A 17,679-nucleotide genomic window follows, 5' to 3' on the forward strand; every position below is an offset into this window, starting at 1 on the left:
GGCGGCTGCTGCGGGTGACGGGCACCCTGCGCGACCTCGGCACGGCCCAGGCGCGGGCCGGGCGCCTCACGCTGACGCTGCAACTGGGGGCGGGCACCCAGACCCGCCGGGTGGCGGTGGGACCCGGCGGAACAGCCGTCCTGGACTTCCCCGTTGCCGCTCCCCCGGACGGCACCCCGGTGCGGGTCAGCGTGCGCGACGAGGCCGGGAACGAGGCGTATGCGGCCTTCCCCTGAACGCCGCCGGAGCGGTGGGGAGCGGCCCCTCTCGCGGCTGACGGTGCCGGCCGCCGCCCTGCTGGGGCTGGGGCTGGGGCTGCTGTTTCCGCAAAACGGGCGGCTGTGGGACAGCCTCAACCGCGCCCTTCCCGCGCCCCCGGACGGGCGGGTGGTGGTCGTGGGGGTGGACGACACGTCGCTGCGCGACTACGGGCCGCCCACCGTCTGGCCCCCCGAGCTGTACGCGCAGGCGCTGAACACGCTGGACCAGGCCGGGGTGCAGACGGTGGGCCTCGACCCCCGGCTCTCGGCGCTGGCGCGGACACCGGACCTTGCCTGGGTCTTTGCCCGGCCCAACGTGGTGCTGTCGAGCACGCCCGGCGAGCCGCTCGCGCCCCTGGAAGGCCAGCGCCTCCCCACCGGCGTGGTGACCCTGGACCCCGACGCGGGGGGGGTGGTGCGGCGCTTCCAGACGGCCCTCCCTGGCCCCTCGGGTGAGCTGCTGCCTAGCTTCTCGCGGCAGCTCGCGGTGAGCGCGGGGCAGACGGTGGCGCTCGACTCCCAGCCCCGGCTGCTGCGGCAGTTCCGGCGCGACAGCAGCCGCCTGACGGCCATCCCCTTCCGCGACGTGGTGAACGGCAACGTGCGCTTCGGGGACCTGCAGGGGCGGGTGGTGATCCTGGGCGTGACGGCGGCCAGTGAGCCCGGCACCACCCTGCTCGACCCCGCCGGGCAGCCCACCCCGGGGCCCGTGTTGCAGGCCCAGGCCGTCTCCACCCTGCTGGCCCCCCCGCCCACCCTGCTGCCGGGCTGGCTGGTCGCGCTGCTCGCGGTCGCGGCGGCGGCGCTGGCCGCGTGGCTGGGCGGGCTGTGGGGCTTCGGGCTGGCGCTGGGCACGCTGGGGCTGGCCGCCCCGCTGTGGCTGGTCAACCTGTGGTTTCCCGGCGTGACCGTCTCGGTCGCCGCGATTCTGGGCACGGCGCTGGTGGCGCTGGAACGCTGGTGGACCCTGCGGACCCTGGGCACCCGCGATTCCCTCACCGGAATNTGGGCACGCTGGGGCTGGCCGCCCCGCTGTGGCTGGTCAACCTGTGGTTTCCCGGCGTGACCGTCTCGGTCGCCGCGATTCTGGGCACGGCGCTGGTGGCGCTGGAACGCTGGTGGACCCTGCGGACCCTGGGCACCCGCGATTCCCTCACCGGAATGGGCAACCGCCTCGCCTTTACCCGCGCCGTCGAGCACCGCTGGCCGGGCCGCGCCGGGCGCCCGCTGGGGCTGCTGCTGGTGGACCTCAGCGGCTTCCAGGCGGTCAACGAGAAGTACGGGCGCGGGGCCGGGGACGAGGTGCTGCGCGACCTCGCTGCCCGCTTGCAGGCCCAGAAGCGCCGGGGCGACCTCGTCTTCCGCTGGGGCCCGGACGAGTTCGCCGTGCTGCTCGACAACGTCGGCCCCGCCGAGATCGGGGGCCTCTCGGACAGCCTGATCGCCTCGCTGGACGGCCTGGGCTACCGCGACCTGCCCCTGCGGGCCTCGGTGGGGGCGGCGACCACCAGCCCGGACACCTCTGGCCCCGCCGACCTGCTGGAAGCCGCCAGCCGCAGCCGTTACCGGATGAAGTACGGGCAGGCGCAGCGGGAGTAGCCCGCCCGGCACAGCACAGAGGGCGGAAGCTGATGCCTCCGCCCTCTGGTGCTGGAAGGGAAACTACCGCCCCGCCAGCAGCTCCCAGATCGCCGGGTCCGCCACCCAGCCGTACCACAGGTTGGGCAGCAGCCCCAGCACGGTGATTCCGGCGACGCCCAGCGCGACCGTCAGGTTGGTCGCCGGGCGCTGGCCGTGCGGGTACTCGCGGGCGGGGGTCCGGTCGGGCATGAACATCAGCATGGCCGGGCGCAGGTAGTACACCAGCGCGGCCACGCTCGCCAGCACCGCCAGGATGCTCAGCCAGACGTACCCGTTCTGGAAGGCCGCCTGAAACGCGAGGTACTTGCCGAAGAAGCCCGCGAAGGGCGGCAACCCCGCGAGGCTCGCGAGGCACACCGCCAGCGCGATGGCGTAGCCGGGGTGCCGGTAGTACAGCCCGCGCAGGTCGCTGATCTCCATCCCGGCCTCGCTGCGTTGCAGGGCCGCGACCACCGCCAGCGCCGCCGCCGTCATCAGGGTGTAGATCAGCAGGTAGTAGCCCAGCGCCGCGCCGCCCAGCCCCGGCGTGCCCAGCAGGGTCATCGCCACGAAGCCGGTGTGCGCGACCGCCGAGTACGCCAGCATCCGCTTGAAGTTGGTCTGGAACAGCGAGGCCGCGTTGCCGATGATCAGGGTCGCCGCGATCAGAATCTGCAGGGCATCGGCCCAGAAGGGCGCGTTCTGCAGCGCTCCGCCAAAGACGCGCAGCATCCCCGCGAAGGCCGCGACCTTCACCACCGTGCTCAGGAAGAGGCTGACCGAGGTCGGTGCCCCCGAGTACACGTCGGGCGTCCACTGGTGGAAGGGGGCCAGCGCCACCTTGAACCCGAAGCCCGCCAGCAGCAGCAGCGCCCCGCCTACGAGCAGGCCCAGGTTGCCGGGGGTCAGGCCCGAGGTCGCCTCCGCGATCCCCGCGTAGCCCAGGCTGCCCGTCGCCCCGTACACCAGCGCGAGGCCGTAGATCAGGACAGCGCTGCCCGCCGAGCCCAGCAGAAAGTATTTCAGGCCGGATTCCTCGGCGCGGCGCGAGTCCTGCAGGGTCGCCAGCACGTAACTCGCCAGGCTCATGATCTCCAGCCCGATCAGCATCACGATCAGGTCGCCGGAAAAGGCGATCAGCAGCGTTCCGGTGATCGCGTACATCAGCATGGCGTCGAATTCCGGAAAGCTCACGCGGGCGCGGTAGGCGGTGTCCAGGCTGACCAGCAGGGTCATCACGCTGCCCACCACGATGGTCAGGCCCAGCAGGACGGCGGCGTTGTCGGCCTGCAGGCCGCCGCCGAACGCGGTCGCGGGCACCTCGCCGGGACCGCTCCACAGCAGACCCATCGCAATGCCGCTGAGGACCAGCAGCGCGAGGTTGATGAAGGTCAGCGTGCGCCGGGGCAGGTGAAAGCCCAGCACGGTGCTGGACACGGCTCCCGCCAGCACCAGCAGGATGGGCAGCAGCGGCGCGAGGGCGATATCAGGAGCTTGCAACATTTACTGCCCCCCCAGGGCGGAAAGCACCCCGCGCACGGCGGGTTGAATCAGGTTCAGGGCCGGGGCCGAGTACACCCCGAAGAGAATGGCGACGGCCAGCGGGATGCCCAGCACCAGCCACTCGGTCTGCTCCAGGTCGGCCACCCGCACCGATCCCAGCGGGCGCCCCTGCCAGAAGGTCGTCTGGAAGGCGGTCAGCGCGTAGGCGGCGGCCGCGATGGTGGAGAGGCCCGCGATGAAGGCCAGCCAGGGCGAGACCTGATAGGCCCCCAGCAGCACGCTGAACTCCCCGATAAAGCCTGCCAGCCCCGGCACCGCGATGGACGCGAACCACAGCGCCATCGTCAGGCCGCTCAGGGCCCCCGCCTGCGTCATCACGCCGCCCACGCGGGTGTCCACGCTGCCGATGCGCTCCTGCAACATCCCGACGCCCAGAAAGAGCGCCCCGGTGTACACGTTCTGAAAGGCCAGCAGGTACAGCGCCCCCACGGTGGCCGTCTCGTTCAGGCTGAACATCCCCAGCCCCACGATGCCCATGTGCGAGAGCCCCGCGTAGGCCAGCAGCCGCTTCCAGTTGGTCTGCCGGAAGGCGATCCACGCGCCGTACAGGGCGGTGAAGGCCGCGAGCGCCATCAACACCGGGCGCAGTTCCAGCGAGGCGTCCGGGAAGAGGGGCAGCGCGAAAGCAAAGAGGCCGTAGCCGCCCACCTTGTAGAGGGTGCCCATCAGGTCGGGAATCCCGCTGGCGTGGTTCTGCTCGTGAAAGTCGGGCAGCCAGGCGTGCAGCGGCCACAGCGGCAGCTTGACCGCCATCGCCGCGAGAAAGCCCAGGTACAGCCACGTCTGCGTGACCCCCTCCACCGGGTTGGCGGCGAGGTCGCGCAGGGCGAAGGTCGGGCTGCCCCCGAAGTAGCGCACCCCGATGATGGACAGCAGCATCAGCAGGCTGCCCAGCAGCGTGTACGCCGCGAACTTGACCAGCGCCCGCATCCGCTCCGGGCCGCCGTAGATCGCCAGCATCAGCAGCGACGGCAGCAGCGCCGCCTCGAAGAACACGTAGAACAGCACGAGGTCGCGGGCGGCGAAGATGCCCAGCAGCGCCGACTCCATCGCCAGCACCAGCGCGAGCATGGTGCCGGGATTCTCGATGCGGCGGGCCGCGTAGATCACCGCCACCAGCGTCATCAGCGCGGTCACCAGCGCGAGGGCGAGGCTGGGCCCCGCCAGTTCCACCGAGTAGGTCGCGCCCAGCGCCGGAACCCAGGGGGCGCTGTACAGGGCGGCTCCCCCGTCGCGCCACAGCCACAGCCCCAGGCCCAGGGTCAGGGCGGCGAAGAAGCCCGCCACCTCCTCGCGCCAGGTGCGCGGCGTGACGAGCAGCAGCAGCGCCCCCAGCAGGGGCAGAAAAATCATCAGGTGAATCACGCCCCGCCTCCAATCATCCGCAGCGCCCAGTAGCCCAGCAGCAGGGCCGTGCCCAGCAGCATGGACACCGCGTAGGTCCGCACGAAGCCGCTCTGCCAGCGCGAGAACAGCCCGCCGGGCGCCGCACTGTTGCGGGCCACGCCCGACAGCGTGCCGTCCACGCCCCGGTCCACCGCGTCCAGCCCGGCGGCCAGTGCCCGGCTGGGAGCCGCGACCAGCCCGTCATACACCCGGTCGAGGTAAAGCGCGTTCGTGCTCGCCGCGCCCAGCGGCCCGGAGGCCAGGGTGCGGCGGCGGTGCTCGGCGTAGGCCCACAGCAGCCCGCCTGCCCCGGCAGCCACCGCGAGCGCGGTCAGCAGCCATTCGGTCGAGACCGGAATCTCGTGGGCGTGGACCGGAATCGCCCGGCCCAGGTAATCGTCGAAGGCGTGACTGCCCCCCAGAAAGGTCGGCACGTTCAGGAACCCGGCGAAGGTCGCCAGCGCGGCCAGCACGCCCAGCGGCAGCTTCATCAGCCCGTCGGCCTCGTGCGGGTGCGGGACCTGACCCCGGTACTCGCCGCGCCACACCAGGAAGTACCAGCGGCCCATGTAGTAGGCGGTCAGAAAGGCCACGCCCAGCCCCACGATGTACAGGCCCGGATTGGCCTCGAACGCGGAAGCCAGAATCGCGTCCTTGGAGAAGAAGCCGCTCCAGATGGGAATTCCGGCAATCGCCAGCACACCCATCAGCGCCGTGAGGTGGGTAAAGGGCATGAACCGCCGCATCCCGCCCATGCGCCGCATGTCCTGCTCCTCGTGCAGCGCATGGATCACCGCGCCCGCCGAGAGAAACAGCAGCGCCTTGAAAAACGCGTGCGTCAGCAGGTGAAACACGCCCGCCGAGTACGCGCCCAGCCCCACCGCCATGAACATGTAGCCCAGCTGCGAGACGGTGGAGTACGCCAGGATCTTCTTGATGTCGTGCTGGTTGAGTGCCGACAGCGCCCCGTACAGCGCGGTCAGGCCGCCGACCCACGCCACCCAGGTCGAGGCGGTCGGCGCGAGGTCGTACAGGAAGTGGCTGCGGGCGATCAGGTACACGCCCGCCGTGACCATCGTGGCGGCGTGGATCAGCGCGGAGACGGGCGTGGGGCCCGCCATCGCGTCGGGCAGCCAGGTTGTCAGCGGGAGCTGGCCCGACTTGCCCACCGCGCCCACCAGCAGGAACAGGCAGGCGAGTTCGATCCCGGCGAGGGCGACCTGCGACCCCGCCACCCGCTCGGCGAGTTCGGGAATCACCAGCGTGCCGTAGAGCTTGTAGATCAGGAACATCCCCAGCATGAAGCCGAGGTCGCCGATGCGGTTCATGATGAAGGCCTTGCGGGCGGCGTTGGAGTTCGCCACGCCCTCGCGGTCGCTGGCCTCGCGCAGCTCCCGGTCCGACGCCTCCGAGTTGCGGCCCGAGAACCAGAACCCGATCAGGAGGTAGGACGCCATGCCCACTCCCTCCCAGCCCACGAACATCAGCGGGTAGGAGTCGGCCAGCACCAGAATCAGCATCATCGCCACGAAGAAGTTCAGGAACGCGAAAAAGCGCGTGAACCCCCGGTCGTGGCCCATGTAGCTCACCGAGTACAGGTGAATCAGGAAGCCCACACCCGTGATGATCAGGGCCATCAGCGCGGAAAGCTGGTCGTACCAGAAGCCGACCGACAGGTTGGCGTTCAGGGCCATGTTGGGCAGCCAGGTCCAGAGAATCTCGCGGGCGGGTTCGTCGCCCTGGCCGAGGTAGCGCAGCACGGCGATCACGAAACTCGCCAGCACCGTGCCCGACGCCAGCCAGCCGCCGGACCTGCCGGGAAAGAGGCGGGGGAAAAGCATCAGCAGCGCGAAGCCGATCAGCGGCAGCAGGGGAAGCAGGTACAGGGGCACGCGCAGACTCAGCCTTTCAGGGTGGCGAGGTCGTCCACGTTGGTCGTCTCGCGCTTGCGGAAGATGGCGACGATGATGGCGAGGCCGATGGCAACCTCGGCGGCGGCCAGCGTCATCACGATAAAAACGGCCGTCTGCCCGGCGAGGTCTCCCCACGACCGGGCGAAGGCCACCAGCGCGAGGTTGGCGGCGTTCAGCATCAGTTCGACCGACAGGAAGATCAGGATCGCCGTGCGGCGGGTCAGCACCCCGATCATGCCGATGGCGAACAGCAGCCCCGAGAGGGCCACGTAGTAGGTGGTCGGCGCCATGTCCATCAGGCCCTCACCCCGCCTTCCGGGGCGGTGCGCTCGGGAGATTCCGTGGGCAGCGCCACGCCCTCGGCGTCGGTCAGGCCGTCGGGCTGGGGCACGGGCCGCTTGACCAGCGCCACCGACCCCACGATGGCGACGAGCAGCAGGATGCTCACCGCCTCGAAGGGCAGCAGGAAGCGGGTCAGCAGCGTCTCGCCCACCGCGACCGCCGTGCCGCCGCGCAGGGCCCCGGCACCCTCGGCCAGCGGCCGGGGATCGCGGTAGGAAAAGGCGATGATCGCCAGCGCCCCGGCCAAGATCACCCCGCCGATGCCCGCCAGCTCGCGCACAAAGGGCACCGGGTCGCGCCCGGTGATGGGCTGGTTGGCGTTGAGCAGCATGATCACGAAGAGAAACAGCACCAGGATCGCCCCGGCGTACACGATCACCTGAATGGCCGCCAGAAAGGACGCGCTGAGGCTGGCAAACAGCCCCGCCACGCTCAGCAGGGTGCCCACCAGCCCCAGCGCCGCGTGAACCGCGTTGCGGGCCGTGATGGTGATCACCGCGCCCACGAGGGCCAGGGCACCCAGCAGCATGAAGGCGATCATGGGCGCCCCCGGCAAAAGGAGTTGAGGTCAGGCATCTGCGTCATGTCGGGTACTCCACCCCTTCGAGTTCGGGCCGGGCACCTTCAGGCACCTTGAAGCCCACCCGGACAGGTTTGCCGCTGCGGGCGGCCTCGCGGCGCTGCGGCAGCGAGCCGTCCACACCGACGAGCATGTCTTCCTTGCCGTACACGAGGTCGCGGTAGCGGAAGTCCGCCATCTCGAACTCGTTGCCCAGCACCACCGCGCCCGTCGGGCAGGCTTCCTCGCACAGCCCGCAGAAGATGCAGCGCAGCATGTTGATCTCGTAGACCTTGGCGTAGCGCTCGCCGGGGCTGGTGGGGTGTTGCGGGTCATTCTCGGCGGCCTCCACGTAGATCGCGTAGGCCGGGCACGCGGCGGCGCACAGCGAGCAGCCGATGCACTTTTCCAGGCCCAGTTCTCCGGGGCGCTGCGCGGGGTGCCGGGTCAGCACGTGCCGCCCCCGGAAGCGCGGCTGCAGGGTGGCCCGCTCCTCCGGGTAACTCACGGTCACGGGCTTCTGAAACAGCTTGCTCAGGGTGATGCCCATGCCCTTGGCGATGTCAAGAACGCTCATTGGTGCCTCCTTCGGGGCGGGCTGATGGCCGAAAGCCGACCGCTGACCACTTTCCTCATCAGTCCCCTCCCAGCGGCCGCGTCGGCAGGGCGTCGTCCGTATGGGGACGGCCGGTGGGCCTGTTCCACAGCACGCGTACCCGGTCGCTCATGGCAAAGAGCGCGAGCAGCCCCAGCAGGCTCAGCAGCGCGAGCGGCCACAGCCCCAGGCCCCGTGCAAAGGCGAGGTAGGCCGCCGTCATCATGGTGTTGGCGAGGGCCAGCGGCAGCAGCAGCTTCCAGCCGAAGCGCATCAGCTGGTCGTAGCGGAACCGGGGCAGCGTGGCCCGCACCCAGATGAACAGGAACAGGAAGAAGGCGATCTTGACGACCAGCCAGATGATCGGCCAGCCGGAGATGCCGGGAATCAGCCCTTCCAGAAAGACCGGCCCCCGGTAGCCGCCGAAAAACAGGGTCGCCATGATCGCCGAGGCCGTGATCATGTTGACGTACTCGGCCATCTGAAAGAGCGCCCACTTGATCGCGGAATACTCGGTGAGGTAGCCCGCCACGAGTTCCTGCTCGGCTTCCGGCAGGTCGAAGGGGGTGCGGTTGACCTCCGCGAAGGAGGACACCAGGAAGAGGGCGAACCCCAGCGACTGGAACAGCAGCATCCAGCCGCTCTGCGCCTGCCACTCCACGATGTTCACGAAGGCCGTGCTGCCCACCAGCATCAGCAGGCCCAGGATGCTCAGGCCCATGCCGAGTTCGTAGGAGATCATCTGGGCGCTGGACCGCAGGCCGCCCAGGATGGGGTACTTGGACCCCGAGGCCCAGCCGCCCAGGAAGATGCCGTACACGCCCATCGAGGTCAGCGCCAGCAGCGCCAGAATCCCCGCGTCGAGGTTGTAGACCCAGGGGTCTTCCCCGAACAGCGATCCGGGAGGCCCGGCGGGAATCCCCCCGAAGGCCGTCAGCGCCATGCCGATGGCGACGATGGGGGCCATGGTGTAGACCAGCTTGTCGGCCATCGTGACCCGCAGGTCTTCCTTGAAGATGCTCTTGACCGCGTCGGCGAGGGGCTGCAGCAGGCCGCCCGGCCCCACCCGGTTCGGGCCGTGGCGAATCTGCATCCGAGCCAGGAGTCGGCGCTCGATCAGGGTCATGTAGGCGAAGGTGGTGAGCAGCGCGAGGGCCACGAGCACGCCCTTGAGCAGCGTGATCAGCAGGGCAGCGAGCCAGTCGGGCATCAGTCATCCCCTCCCGGACGCGGCGCGGGTGCCATCGGCAGTTCCCACAGCTCGGTGCGGGCCTCCCGGCCCAGGACACCGCTGCCCCGGCGCTCGGGGTGCGGGACCATGCGCGGCTTCCAGAGGTTCGGCGTGTGCGCCGTTCCGGTGGCCGCGTCCTGCGCGGGCCGGGGCGGTTGCAGCAGGCCACCGGCAGGCAGCTCGGCCAGCCGCAGCCCGTAGCGGCCTTCCAGCCACGTCTGGGCCCCGCGCAATCCGCGCACCGGGGGCCGGATTCCCAGCGCCTCGGCGACCGCCGCCAGCGCCCGGATCAGGTCCGCCCCCTCCCCCGCCCGCAGCGGGGCCTGGGTCAGCGGCAACAACCGGCCCTCGAGGTTGATGGTGGTGCCGCGCTTCTCGTAGCCCGTGACGGCGGGCAGCACCACGTCGGCCAGCCCCGCCGTCGCGGTGAGGTGGGTGTCGTGAACCACCGTGAAGCCGCGGGCCCGGCCCGGCAAACCCTGGGCGGCAGGGTCGAGGCGCGAGATGAAGGCTGCCCCCACCCCGTCCAGCCGCGCGTAGGGCATCCCCCCGGCGCCGGGGACAAGGTTGAGGCCCCCCAGCCCCCGGCTGTTCGCCCCGGCGGGCAGGGCAAGGACCTTCGCGCCCACCCGCCCGGCGAGGCTGCCCAGCGCCGCCGAGAAGGCCGCGTCGGCGCCGTTGAGCACGTCGGCACCCAGGATCAGCACGGGCTTCCCGGCCCCCTCCAGCAGTCGCAGCGCCGCCTGAAGTTCGGGGGTGTCGGGGCGGGCGAGCCGGGTCAGGGCGTCTGGCCCGCTGGCCGCCACCCGGATCCCCGCGTGCCCCCACAGCCGCGACTCGCGCCCGATCACGGCGAGCTTCTCCGGCGTGCGTGAGGGCCGCTCGGTGAGGCGCAGATCCGCGATGGCGGTGCCGTGCGCGAACTCGGGGGGCAGCAGGCCGCCGCGCAGGGCCTCCAGAATCCGCAGTTCGACGACCGGGGCTTCCTCGCCCAGATCGGCGCCCAGCACCACGACCGCGTCGGCGGTCGCCACGTCGGTCAGGGTGGCGGTGCTCATCGGGGTGTGGGCGTAACGCGGCCAGTGGTCGAGCGAGGCGGTGCCGATGGCCTCCGCAAGCGCGACCAGCGCCGCCCCCTCCTCCAGGGTGGAATCGGCGTTCAGGTACAGGCCCACGTTGCCGCCGTGACCCAGGAAGCCCTGGCGCATCGCCTCCACCGCCTGGTCCCAGGTCGCCTCGCGCAGCTCACCGCCGACGCGCACCAGCGGCACGGTCAGCCGCTCCTCGGTGGCGAAGACGTGCCCGAAGCGGCCCGCGTCGCAGATCCACAGCTCGTTCACGTCGCGGTTCTCGCCCGCCACGACGCGCTCCAGGCGCCCGTTGCGCGCGTCCACGGTGATCGAGCAGCCCACCGGACACAGGGTGCAGGTCGTCGGCGTGTGGTCGTATTCCCAGTTGCGGCCCCGGAAGCGGGCCACGTTGTCGAGCAGCGCTCCCACCGGGCAGATGTCCGCGATGTTGCCCTGGAAGCCGACCGGCAGCCCGCCCTCTTCCGTGTCGATGAAGGTGTGCCCGCCGCGCTCGATAAAGTCCAGCACCTCCTGCCCCGGCACCTCCTCGAAGTAGCGCACGCAGCGTTTGCAGTGGATGCAGCGCTCCTGATCGAGAATGATGAAGTCGCTCAGGGCGTAGTGCTTGTCGGCGTGGCGGCGGTCGAAGCCGTAGCGGCTGGCCCCGTACCCGTACTCGAAAGCGCGGTCTTGCAGCTCGCAGGCGCCGCCCTTGTCGCAGGTGGGGCAGTCGAGGGGGTGGTTCAGGAGCGTGAATTCCATCATGCCCGCCTGCGCCTTGGCGACCACGTCCGAGGTCCGGGCGGTGCGGATGTGCATTCCCTCGGTCGCCTGCATCGTGCAGGAGGCCATCGGCTTGGGCATCCAGAAGACCCTGGGTTGCCCGGTCGCCTCGTCGAGTTCGAACTCGCCGTCCTTGCCCTTGCGGGGAGTTCCGGCCTCGACGAGGCACATCCGGCAGGCCCCCACCGGCGAGAGGTAGGCGTGGGCGCAGAAATACGGCACGTCGCGCCCGGCGTGAAACACCGCGTCGATGGCACTGGTGCCGGCCGGGAGGTCTACCTGGATTCCGTCTACGGTGACTTTCATGCCTCTTTCCACCTTCTGCGGGGGGGGTGCATCGGCTGCCCGGTCTGCGCCAGCACGTCGTATTCCTCGCGGAACAGCTTGATGGAGCTGAGGACCGGTCCCAGGCAGGCGTCGGCGAGGGCACAGAAGGAGCGGCCCCCGATGTTCTCCGACATGTCCAGAATCAGCTCCACGTCGCCGGGCACCCCGCGCCCGCGCACCAGCTTGGCGTACATGTTCACCATCCAGCCGCTGATGCCCTCGCGGCAGGGGGTGCACTTGCCGCAGGACTCGTGGGCGTAGAAGCGCACGAGGTTCCAGGTCACGTCCACGATGCAGTCGGCCTGCGGCACGAGGGTCACGCCGCCCGTGCCCAGCATCGACCCGGCGGCGGCGATCGCCTCGTAGTCCATCGGGGTGTCCAGCGTGGCCTCGTCCCAGCGCAGCATCGGGCAGGAGGACCCGCCGGGGATGATCGCCTTGATGGGCTCCAGCGGTCCCCCCGCCCAGTCGTAGATCAGCTCGCGGAAGGTCGTCCCCAGCGGCAGCTCGTACACGCCGGGCCGCGCCACCGGGCCGCTGATCTGAAAGAGCTTCATGCCCTTGGACTTCTCGGTGCCCATCCCCGCGTGCCAGTCCGCGCCGTACTTCAGAATCTGGGTCGCCGCGCAGAAGGTCTCCACGTTGTTGATGGTCGTGGGCAGGCCGTAGAGCCCGGCGGCGGCGGGAAAGGGCGGCTTGAGCCGGGGGTTGGCCCGCAGGCCCTCCAACGAGTTCATCAGCGCGGTTTCCTCGCCGCAGATGTAGGCCCCGGCCCCCCGGTGCACGTACAGCTGGAAGTCGAAGCCGCTGCCCAGGATGTTCTGGCCCAGCAGCCCCGCCGCCCGCGCTTCCTCGATGGCGGCCCACATCCGCTCGGCGGCGTGGACATACTCGCCCCGGATATAGACGTAGCCGACCGAAGCCCGCATCGCGTACCCGCCGATCAGCATCCCCTCGATCAGCTGATGGGGGTCTTCGGAGAGCAGGTAGCGGTCCTTAAAGGAGCCGGGTTCGGACTCGTCCGCGTTGCAGATGATGAAGTGCGGTTTGCCGTCGTTCAGCGGCATGAACGACCACTTCAGGCCGGTGGGAAAGCCCGCGCCGCCGCGTCCGCGCAGGCCCGACTTCTTCACCTCGTCGATCACGGCGTCGGGGCCCATCGCAAAGGCGCGGCGCAACCCCTGGTAGCCGCCGTGCCCGCGGAAGTAGTCCAGCGTCCAGCTTCTGTCCTGGCCCACGTGCGCGTACAGGCTGGGGGCAAAGCGGGGGTCCTTGCCGCTGGTGATGGCGAGGGGAGCGGGGTCCGCGACGGTCATGCCTCACCTCCGGGCCGCGTGGGCATCGGCAGCGGCCCCCGGTCGTGGATGCTGGCGCCGACGCGCTCGCCCGTCGCCGTCATCTGGCGACCGTCCTCGCGCACGGTGACGGGCACGGGGTTGTCGGGCAGGGGCGGGATGTCGGCCCGCATCGCGGCGATCAGGCGGTCGCATTTGCTCCGGGTGACGTTCTCGTAATAACCCTCGTCATTGATCTGCACGACGGGCGCGGTCCCGCACGAGCCCAGGCATTCCACCTTCTGCACGCTGAAGCGCCCGTCCGCGCTCACGTCGCCGGGCTGCACGTCGAGGGCCGAGACGAGGTGGTCCCACAGTTCGTCGCTGCCCGCGAGCGAGCACATCAGCGTGGAGCAGACCTGCAGGTGGTAGCGCCCGGTCGGGAGGGTGTGGTAGGTCGAATAGAAGCTCATCACCGAGCGGACCTCGGTGGCCGTGGTGCCGCACAGCGCGGCGATCTCGGCCATCCGCGCTTCCGAGACGAAGCCCTCGGCGTCCTGGACCTCGCGCAGCAGCGGCATCAGCGCCGAGCGGCGGCCCTGGGGGCTGTCCGGGTAGCGCGAGAAGATGTCCGCGACGAGGAGCTGTTTGTCTGCAAAGTAATTCAAAGTGGCTGCGCCTCCTTGTCCGGGGCGGCCAGCCGCCAGCAACCAGCGGCCAGCCAGCAAAGGCTGAAGCTCAGGGAAGCGGGCGGCTGGAAGCTGGAAGCTGGGCGCCTCATCGGTCCACGTCTCCCAGCACCGGGTCGATGGTCGCCAGGATCGTGATCAGGTCGGCGAACTGCACGCCGATGCAGGCGTATTCCAGGGCTTGCAGGTTCACGAAACTCGGCGCCCGGATCTTGACCCGGTAGGGCATCGAGCCGCCGTCCGAGACGATGTAGTAGCCGACCTCGCCCCGCGCCGACTCGGTGGGCACGTACACCTCGCCCCGGGGCGGGTGGAAGCCCTCGGTGACCAGCTTGAAGTGGTGGATCACCGCTTCCATGCTGGTTTCGAGTTCCTGGCGGGGTGGCAGGCTGATCTTGCGGTTGGGGTCCTTGACGGGGCCGGGGCGCAGCCTCTGCACGGCCTGCCGGATGATGGCGGCACTCTGGCGCATCTCCCACAGCCGCATGTTGAAGCGGGCGAGGCTGTCGCCGTCGGGACTGGTGATGACCTCGAAGTCGTAGTCCTCGTAGCCGCTGTAGGGGTTGTTCTTGCGGTGGTCGAGCGGCACGCCCGACGCCCGCAGGTTCGGCCCGGTCAGCCCGAGGTCGAGGGCCACGCCCGCCGGAATCACGCCCACCCCCCTGGCCCGGTCGATAAAGATCGGGTTCCCGGCAAACAGGGTGGTGTACTCGTCGATGCCGCGCTCGAGCTGCTCCAGAAAGCGGCCGACCGCCTCCGGCCAGCCGTCCGGAATGTCGCGGTACAGCCCGCCCACCCGGAAGTAGCCCTGGTTCATGCGGTAGCCCGCCGCCGACTCGAACAGGTCCTGCACCGACTCCTTCTCGCGAAAGGCGTAGAAAAACGGCGTCAGCGCCCCCAGGTCCAGCAGGCCGGTCCCCACGAACACGAGGTGCGAGTGGATGCGCCCGAGTTCGTGCAAGATCACCCGCACGACCTTCGCCCGCTCGGGCACCTCCGCGCCCAGCAGCTTTTCCACGCTCAGGACGTAGGCCAGCTCGTGCCCGAAGCAGTGCAGGTAATCGGTGCGCGGCGCGTAGGTCACGCCCTGGTGGTAGGTGCGGTTCTCGAAGGTCTTCTCGAAGCCGGTGTGCAGGTAGCCCATGTGGGGCGTGACCCGCACCACCCGCTCGCCGTCCATGTCCACGACGAGGCGCAGCACCCCGTGGGTCGAGGGGTGTTGCGGCCCCACGTTCAGCGACATGATCTCGGTGTGCAGCAGCGTGTTGGCCCCGGTGGGGGCCTCGGTCGCCGGGCTGGGGCGCAGGGGTTCGGTGGTCATCGCGGACCCTCCGGCATCACGGGCGGCACCCGGTCCTCGCCCTGGCCCCGGCGCAGCTCGCCCCGGTAGCCGGTCAGCCCCCGGCTCTCCCCGGTCAGCCCGGCGCGGAAGGTGGGCGGGTCGATAAAGCGGCCCTCGCGGAAGAGGGTGGGCGTCTCGCCCAGCGGGAAGTCCTTGCGCAGCGCGTGGCCCTCGAGGTCGTCGGGAGTCAGGATCTTGCGCAGGTCGGGGTGCCCGTCAAAGACGATGCCCACGAGGTCGTACACCTCGCGCTCCAGATAGTTGGCCGCCCGCCACACCGGGTACAGGCTGTCCACGCTCTGGCCGTCGTCCAGCCAGACCCGCAGAAAGAGGCGCAGGTGCTCGTAGGGGTGGTAGACGTTGTGCAGCACGGCAAAGCGGGCCGGGCGGGGGTCCGGGTAGGCGAGGTAGTCCACCCCCACCGTGTCCATCAGCATGAAGCCGCGCTCGGCGAGCGCCCGCGCCACGTCGCGCACGCGCGGGGCGGGCACGACCACGGTGGGCTCGAGGCTGTCGTCGGGCGTCAGGCCGAAGTTGGCAATCACCCCGGTCACGGCCTGCCGCATGGCCTGGCTCCGGTCGGGGGCGGTCACCTTGTCCACGCTTCCACCATCGGCAGCTCGGTGCCGCGCTCGTCGAAGGCCTCGCCGCGCACCTTTTTCTGCAACTGCATCACGGCGTAGATCAGCGCCTCGGGCCGGGGCGGGCAGCCGGGCACGTAGATGTCGACCGGGACCACGTGGTCCACGTTCTGGACAATGGCGTAGTTGTTGAACATGCCGCCCGAGGACGCGCACGCGCCCATCGAGATCACCCACTTGGGGTCGGGCATCTGGTCGTACACCCGGCGCATGACCGGGGCCATCTTCTTGGAGAGCCGCCCCGCCACGATCATCACGTCGGCCTGCCGGGGCGAGGCCCGGAAGACCTCCGAGCCGAAGCGGGCCATGTCGTTGCGCCCGTTGGTGCTGCTCATCATCTCGATGGCGCAGCACGCCAGCCCGAAGGTCGCGGGCCACAGGCTGTTGCTGCGCCCCCAGGCCACCAGTTTTTCCAGGTTGGAAAACAGGATGCCCTCGGATTCCAGTTCCTGCCAGTCGCGGTCGAACAGTTCTTTCAGGGCCATGTGGGGACCTCGGCGGAGAGGGGAAACGGAGGTGGGGGGGCCGCAGGCTCAGGGGCGGCCCCTCGCCTTTCTTGACCCGTTGACGTAGGAGTACCTGCTCTTGTCAGGTCCACTCCAGCACCCCCTTCTTGAGGATGTAGTAGTAGCCCACCAGCAGCAGCGCCACGAACGTCAGCGCCTCCCAGAAGGCGAAGGGCACCAGCTTCTGGTAGGCCACCGCCAGCGGAAAGAAAAAGGCCGTCTCGATGTCGAAGACGATAAACAGCATGGCGACGAGGTAAAAGTGCACCGGAAAGCGGTGGCCCGTGCCCACGCCGCCGTGTTCGGGGTCGTTGCCGCTCTCGTAGGCCATCAGCTTGGCGCGGCTGGCCTTTTTGGGGCCCAGCAGCGCCGAGACGAGGACGGCCAGCATGCCGATCCCCAGGGCGATCACCAGCATGATCACGAAATTCGCGTACTCGATGGAAAGCTCCCTTCTGCCCGGTGCTCTTCTTGCCAACTCGTGAAAAATCGCACGAACTTATAAAAAAAGAGGGTGGGCCTGACGAACTGAAACCGGAACCGACTTGTGGTACGCCTCATGTTCTAGCACGGGTCAGCGCCGCAATGGTGCGGGCGGAAGACGTGTGGGCGCCTGCCCAGACGGATCAGGGCCGGGCATCCAGCCAGCGCGGACACGGGAGGCGGGAGCCACGGTGGGCAGGCAGTCCGGGGACCAGGGACAGTGGGGGCGTCGCCGCCCATATGAGGCGTGGACCGCGACGCCCTCAGCTCAGCAGCTCGACGAAATCGTCCTCTTCCTCGCTGTCGGCGGCGAGCGGCAGGGTCAGGGTGAAGGTGGTGCCGACGCCGCGCCCGGACTCGACCCAGATGCGCCCGCCGTGTTCCTCGACGGCGAGCTTGCAAAAGGCCAGGCCCATCCCGGTGTCGAAGCGGCCGTGCAGGGTCAGGCGGGACTGCTCGAAGGCGGCGAACAGGTTGGGAATGTCCTCCTCGGGGATGCCCTCGCCGTCGTCGGCCACGCTGATGTGGGTCTGCCCGTCTTGCTGCCCCACCCGGATGCGGATGGCGCCCCCGGTGGAGGTGTGTTTCATCGCGTTGCTGATCAGGTTGGCGAGCACCCGGCGCAGGATCTCGGGGTCGGCGCGGGTGGGGCTGAGGCCGGGCGCGACCTGCACGTCCATCAGGCGGTCGCGCAGGCCGCTGCCCACGTCGCCGCGGGCCTGCGCGATCACCTCCCCGAACATCGGGCTGAAGACCAGTTCGGGGCGCAGGCGCATCTTGCCCGCCTGCATCTTGCGCACGTCGAGCATGTTCACCGAGAGGTGCAGCAGGTGCCCCGTCTCGTCGCGGGCGATCTTGAGCAGCTCGCGCAGGTCGGCGGGAACGCGGCTGTCGTCCTCCACGATCTCCAGCAGACCCATCACGGCGGTGATGGGATTCTTGAGGTCGTGGACCAGCATGTGCACGAGCTGATCGCGCACCCGTTCCTCGTGCTCCCAGTCGTCGAGGCGGCCCTGAAGCCGCTGGATGCGCGTCTGGGCCTCGGCGTGCGCGGCCGCGCGGGCGAGCAGGGCGCGGACCTGCAGGGCCAGCCCG

Annotated in this window: 18 protein-coding genes; 3 read left to right on the forward strand and 15 right to left on the reverse strand. The window is 69.9% G+C overall.

The genetic code is table 11. The annotated features are described in order from the left end of the window. The 3 genes from QOL99_RS07305 to QOL99_RS07315 form a co-directional block, all read left to right on the forward strand. The coding region (locus QOL99_RS07305; RefSeq protein ID WP_407650152.1) for a hypothetical protein at nt 1–236 on the forward strand (236 nt) is incomplete at its 5' end. Beyond that, nucleotides 220–1,326, forward strand: a complete 1,107-nt coding sequence (locus QOL99_RS07310; protein WP_285522630.1) for a CHASE2 domain-containing protein — start codon at nt 220–222, stop codon at nt 1,324–1,326. The genes QOL99_RS07305 and QOL99_RS07310, both read left to right, overlap by 17 nt. Then, a complete protein-coding gene (locus QOL99_RS07315; RefSeq protein ID WP_285522632.1) occupies nt 1,323–1,859 on the forward strand; it encodes a GGDEF domain-containing protein in 537 nt (178 codons plus the stop codon). The genes QOL99_RS07310 and QOL99_RS07315 overlap by 4 nt, the downstream gene beginning before the upstream one ends. Before the next feature lie 63 nt (nt 1,860–1,922). On the opposite strand, the gene QOL99_RS07320 is transcribed toward QOL99_RS07315, so the two are convergent. The 15 genes from QOL99_RS07320 to QOL99_RS07390 form a co-directional block, all read right to left on the reverse strand. Continuing rightward, the gene (locus QOL99_RS07320) at nt 1,923–3,383 is read right to left on the reverse strand and encodes an NADH-quinone oxidoreductase subunit N (RefSeq protein WP_285522634.1); all 1,461 of its coding nucleotides are present in this window, start codon (nt 3,381–3,383) and stop codon (nt 1,923–1,925) included. Then, nucleotides 3,384–4,808: an NADH-quinone oxidoreductase subunit M gene (locus QOL99_RS07325; protein ID WP_285522635.1), complete on the reverse strand. Its 1,425-nt coding sequence runs from the start codon at nt 4,806–4,808 to the stop codon at nt 3,384–3,386. Next, complete coding sequence (nuoL, locus tag QOL99_RS07330) at nt 4,805–6,721, reverse strand: NADH-quinone oxidoreductase subunit L (protein WP_285522637.1); 1,917 nt, start codon at nt 6,719–6,721, stop codon at nt 4,805–4,807. The genes QOL99_RS07325 and nuoL overlap by 4 nt, the downstream gene beginning before the upstream one ends. Before the next feature lie 8 nt (nt 6,722–6,729). Further along, entirely contained in the window at nt 6,730–7,032 is a 303-nt protein-coding gene (gene nuoK, locus QOL99_RS07335; RefSeq protein WP_285522656.1) for an NADH-quinone oxidoreductase subunit NuoK, read from the reverse strand. Between the two features lie 5 nt (nt 7,033–7,037). After that, complete coding sequence (locus tag QOL99_RS07340; protein WP_285522638.1) at nt 7,038–7,625, reverse strand: NADH-quinone oxidoreductase subunit J family protein; 588 nt, start codon at nt 7,623–7,625, stop codon at nt 7,038–7,040. A gap of 40 nt (nt 7,626–7,665) precedes the next feature. Next, nucleotides 7,666–8,220 (reverse strand): NADH-quinone oxidoreductase subunit NuoI, encoded by a 555-nt coding sequence (gene nuoI / locus QOL99_RS07345; RefSeq protein WP_285522641.1) that lies wholly within the window; start codon nt 8,218–8,220, stop codon nt 7,666–7,668. Between the two features lie 58 nt (nt 8,221–8,278). Beyond that, on the reverse strand, nt 8,279–9,448 hold the full coding sequence (nuoH, locus tag QOL99_RS07350; protein WP_285522643.1) for an NADH-quinone oxidoreductase subunit NuoH: 1,170 nt from the start codon (nt 9,446–9,448) through the stop codon (nt 8,279–8,281). Next, nucleotides 9,448–11,628 (reverse strand): NADH-quinone oxidoreductase subunit NuoG, encoded by a 2,181-nt coding sequence (nuoG, locus tag QOL99_RS07355; protein ID WP_285522645.1) that lies wholly within the window; start codon nt 11,626–11,628, stop codon nt 9,448–9,450. The genes nuoH and nuoG overlap by 1 nt, the downstream gene beginning before the upstream one ends. After that, a complete protein-coding gene (nuoF, locus tag QOL99_RS07360) occupies nt 11,625–12,965 on the reverse strand; it encodes an NADH-quinone oxidoreductase subunit NuoF (protein ID WP_285522648.1) in 1,341 nt (446 codons plus the stop codon). The genes nuoG and nuoF overlap by 4 nt, the downstream gene beginning before the upstream one ends. After that, entirely contained in the window at nt 12,962–13,591 is a 630-nt protein-coding gene (nuoE, locus tag QOL99_RS07365; protein ID WP_285522650.1) for an NADH-quinone oxidoreductase subunit NuoE, read from the reverse strand. Before nuoE ends, nuoF begins: the two co-directional genes overlap by 4 nt. 109 nt (nt 13,592–13,700) lie before the next feature. Then, nucleotides 13,701–14,933, reverse strand: coding sequence for an NADH dehydrogenase (quinone) subunit D (gene nuoD / locus QOL99_RS07370; protein ID WP_285522652.1), 1,233 nt, complete (start codon nt 14,931–14,933; stop codon nt 13,701–13,703). Further along, nucleotides 14,930–15,520: an NADH-quinone oxidoreductase subunit C gene (locus tag QOL99_RS07375; protein ID WP_285522657.1), complete on the reverse strand. Its 591-nt coding sequence runs from the start codon at nt 15,518–15,520 to the stop codon at nt 14,930–14,932. Before QOL99_RS07375 ends, nuoD begins: the two co-directional genes overlap by 4 nt. 23 nt (nt 15,521–15,543) lie before the next feature. Then, complete coding sequence (locus tag QOL99_RS07380) at nt 15,544–16,080, reverse strand: NuoB/complex I 20 kDa subunit family protein (RefSeq protein WP_285522654.1); 537 nt, start codon at nt 16,078–16,080, stop codon at nt 15,544–15,546. Nucleotides 16,081–16,183: 103 nt separating this feature from the next. After that, complete coding sequence (locus tag QOL99_RS07385; RefSeq protein WP_285522659.1) at nt 16,184–16,519, reverse strand: NADH-quinone oxidoreductase subunit A; 336 nt, start codon at nt 16,517–16,519, stop codon at nt 16,184–16,186. A 328-nt stretch (nt 16,520–16,847) separates the two neighbouring features. After that, on the reverse strand, nt 16,848–17,679 hold an 832-nt coding region (locus QOL99_RS07390; RefSeq protein WP_285522655.1), incomplete at its 5' end, for a sensor histidine kinase.

It is taken from the genome of Deinococcus rhizophilus (genome assembly GCF_030271215.1).
Classification (GTDB): Bacteria; Deinococcota; Deinococci; order Deinococcales; family Deinococcaceae; genus Deinococcus; species Deinococcus rhizophilus.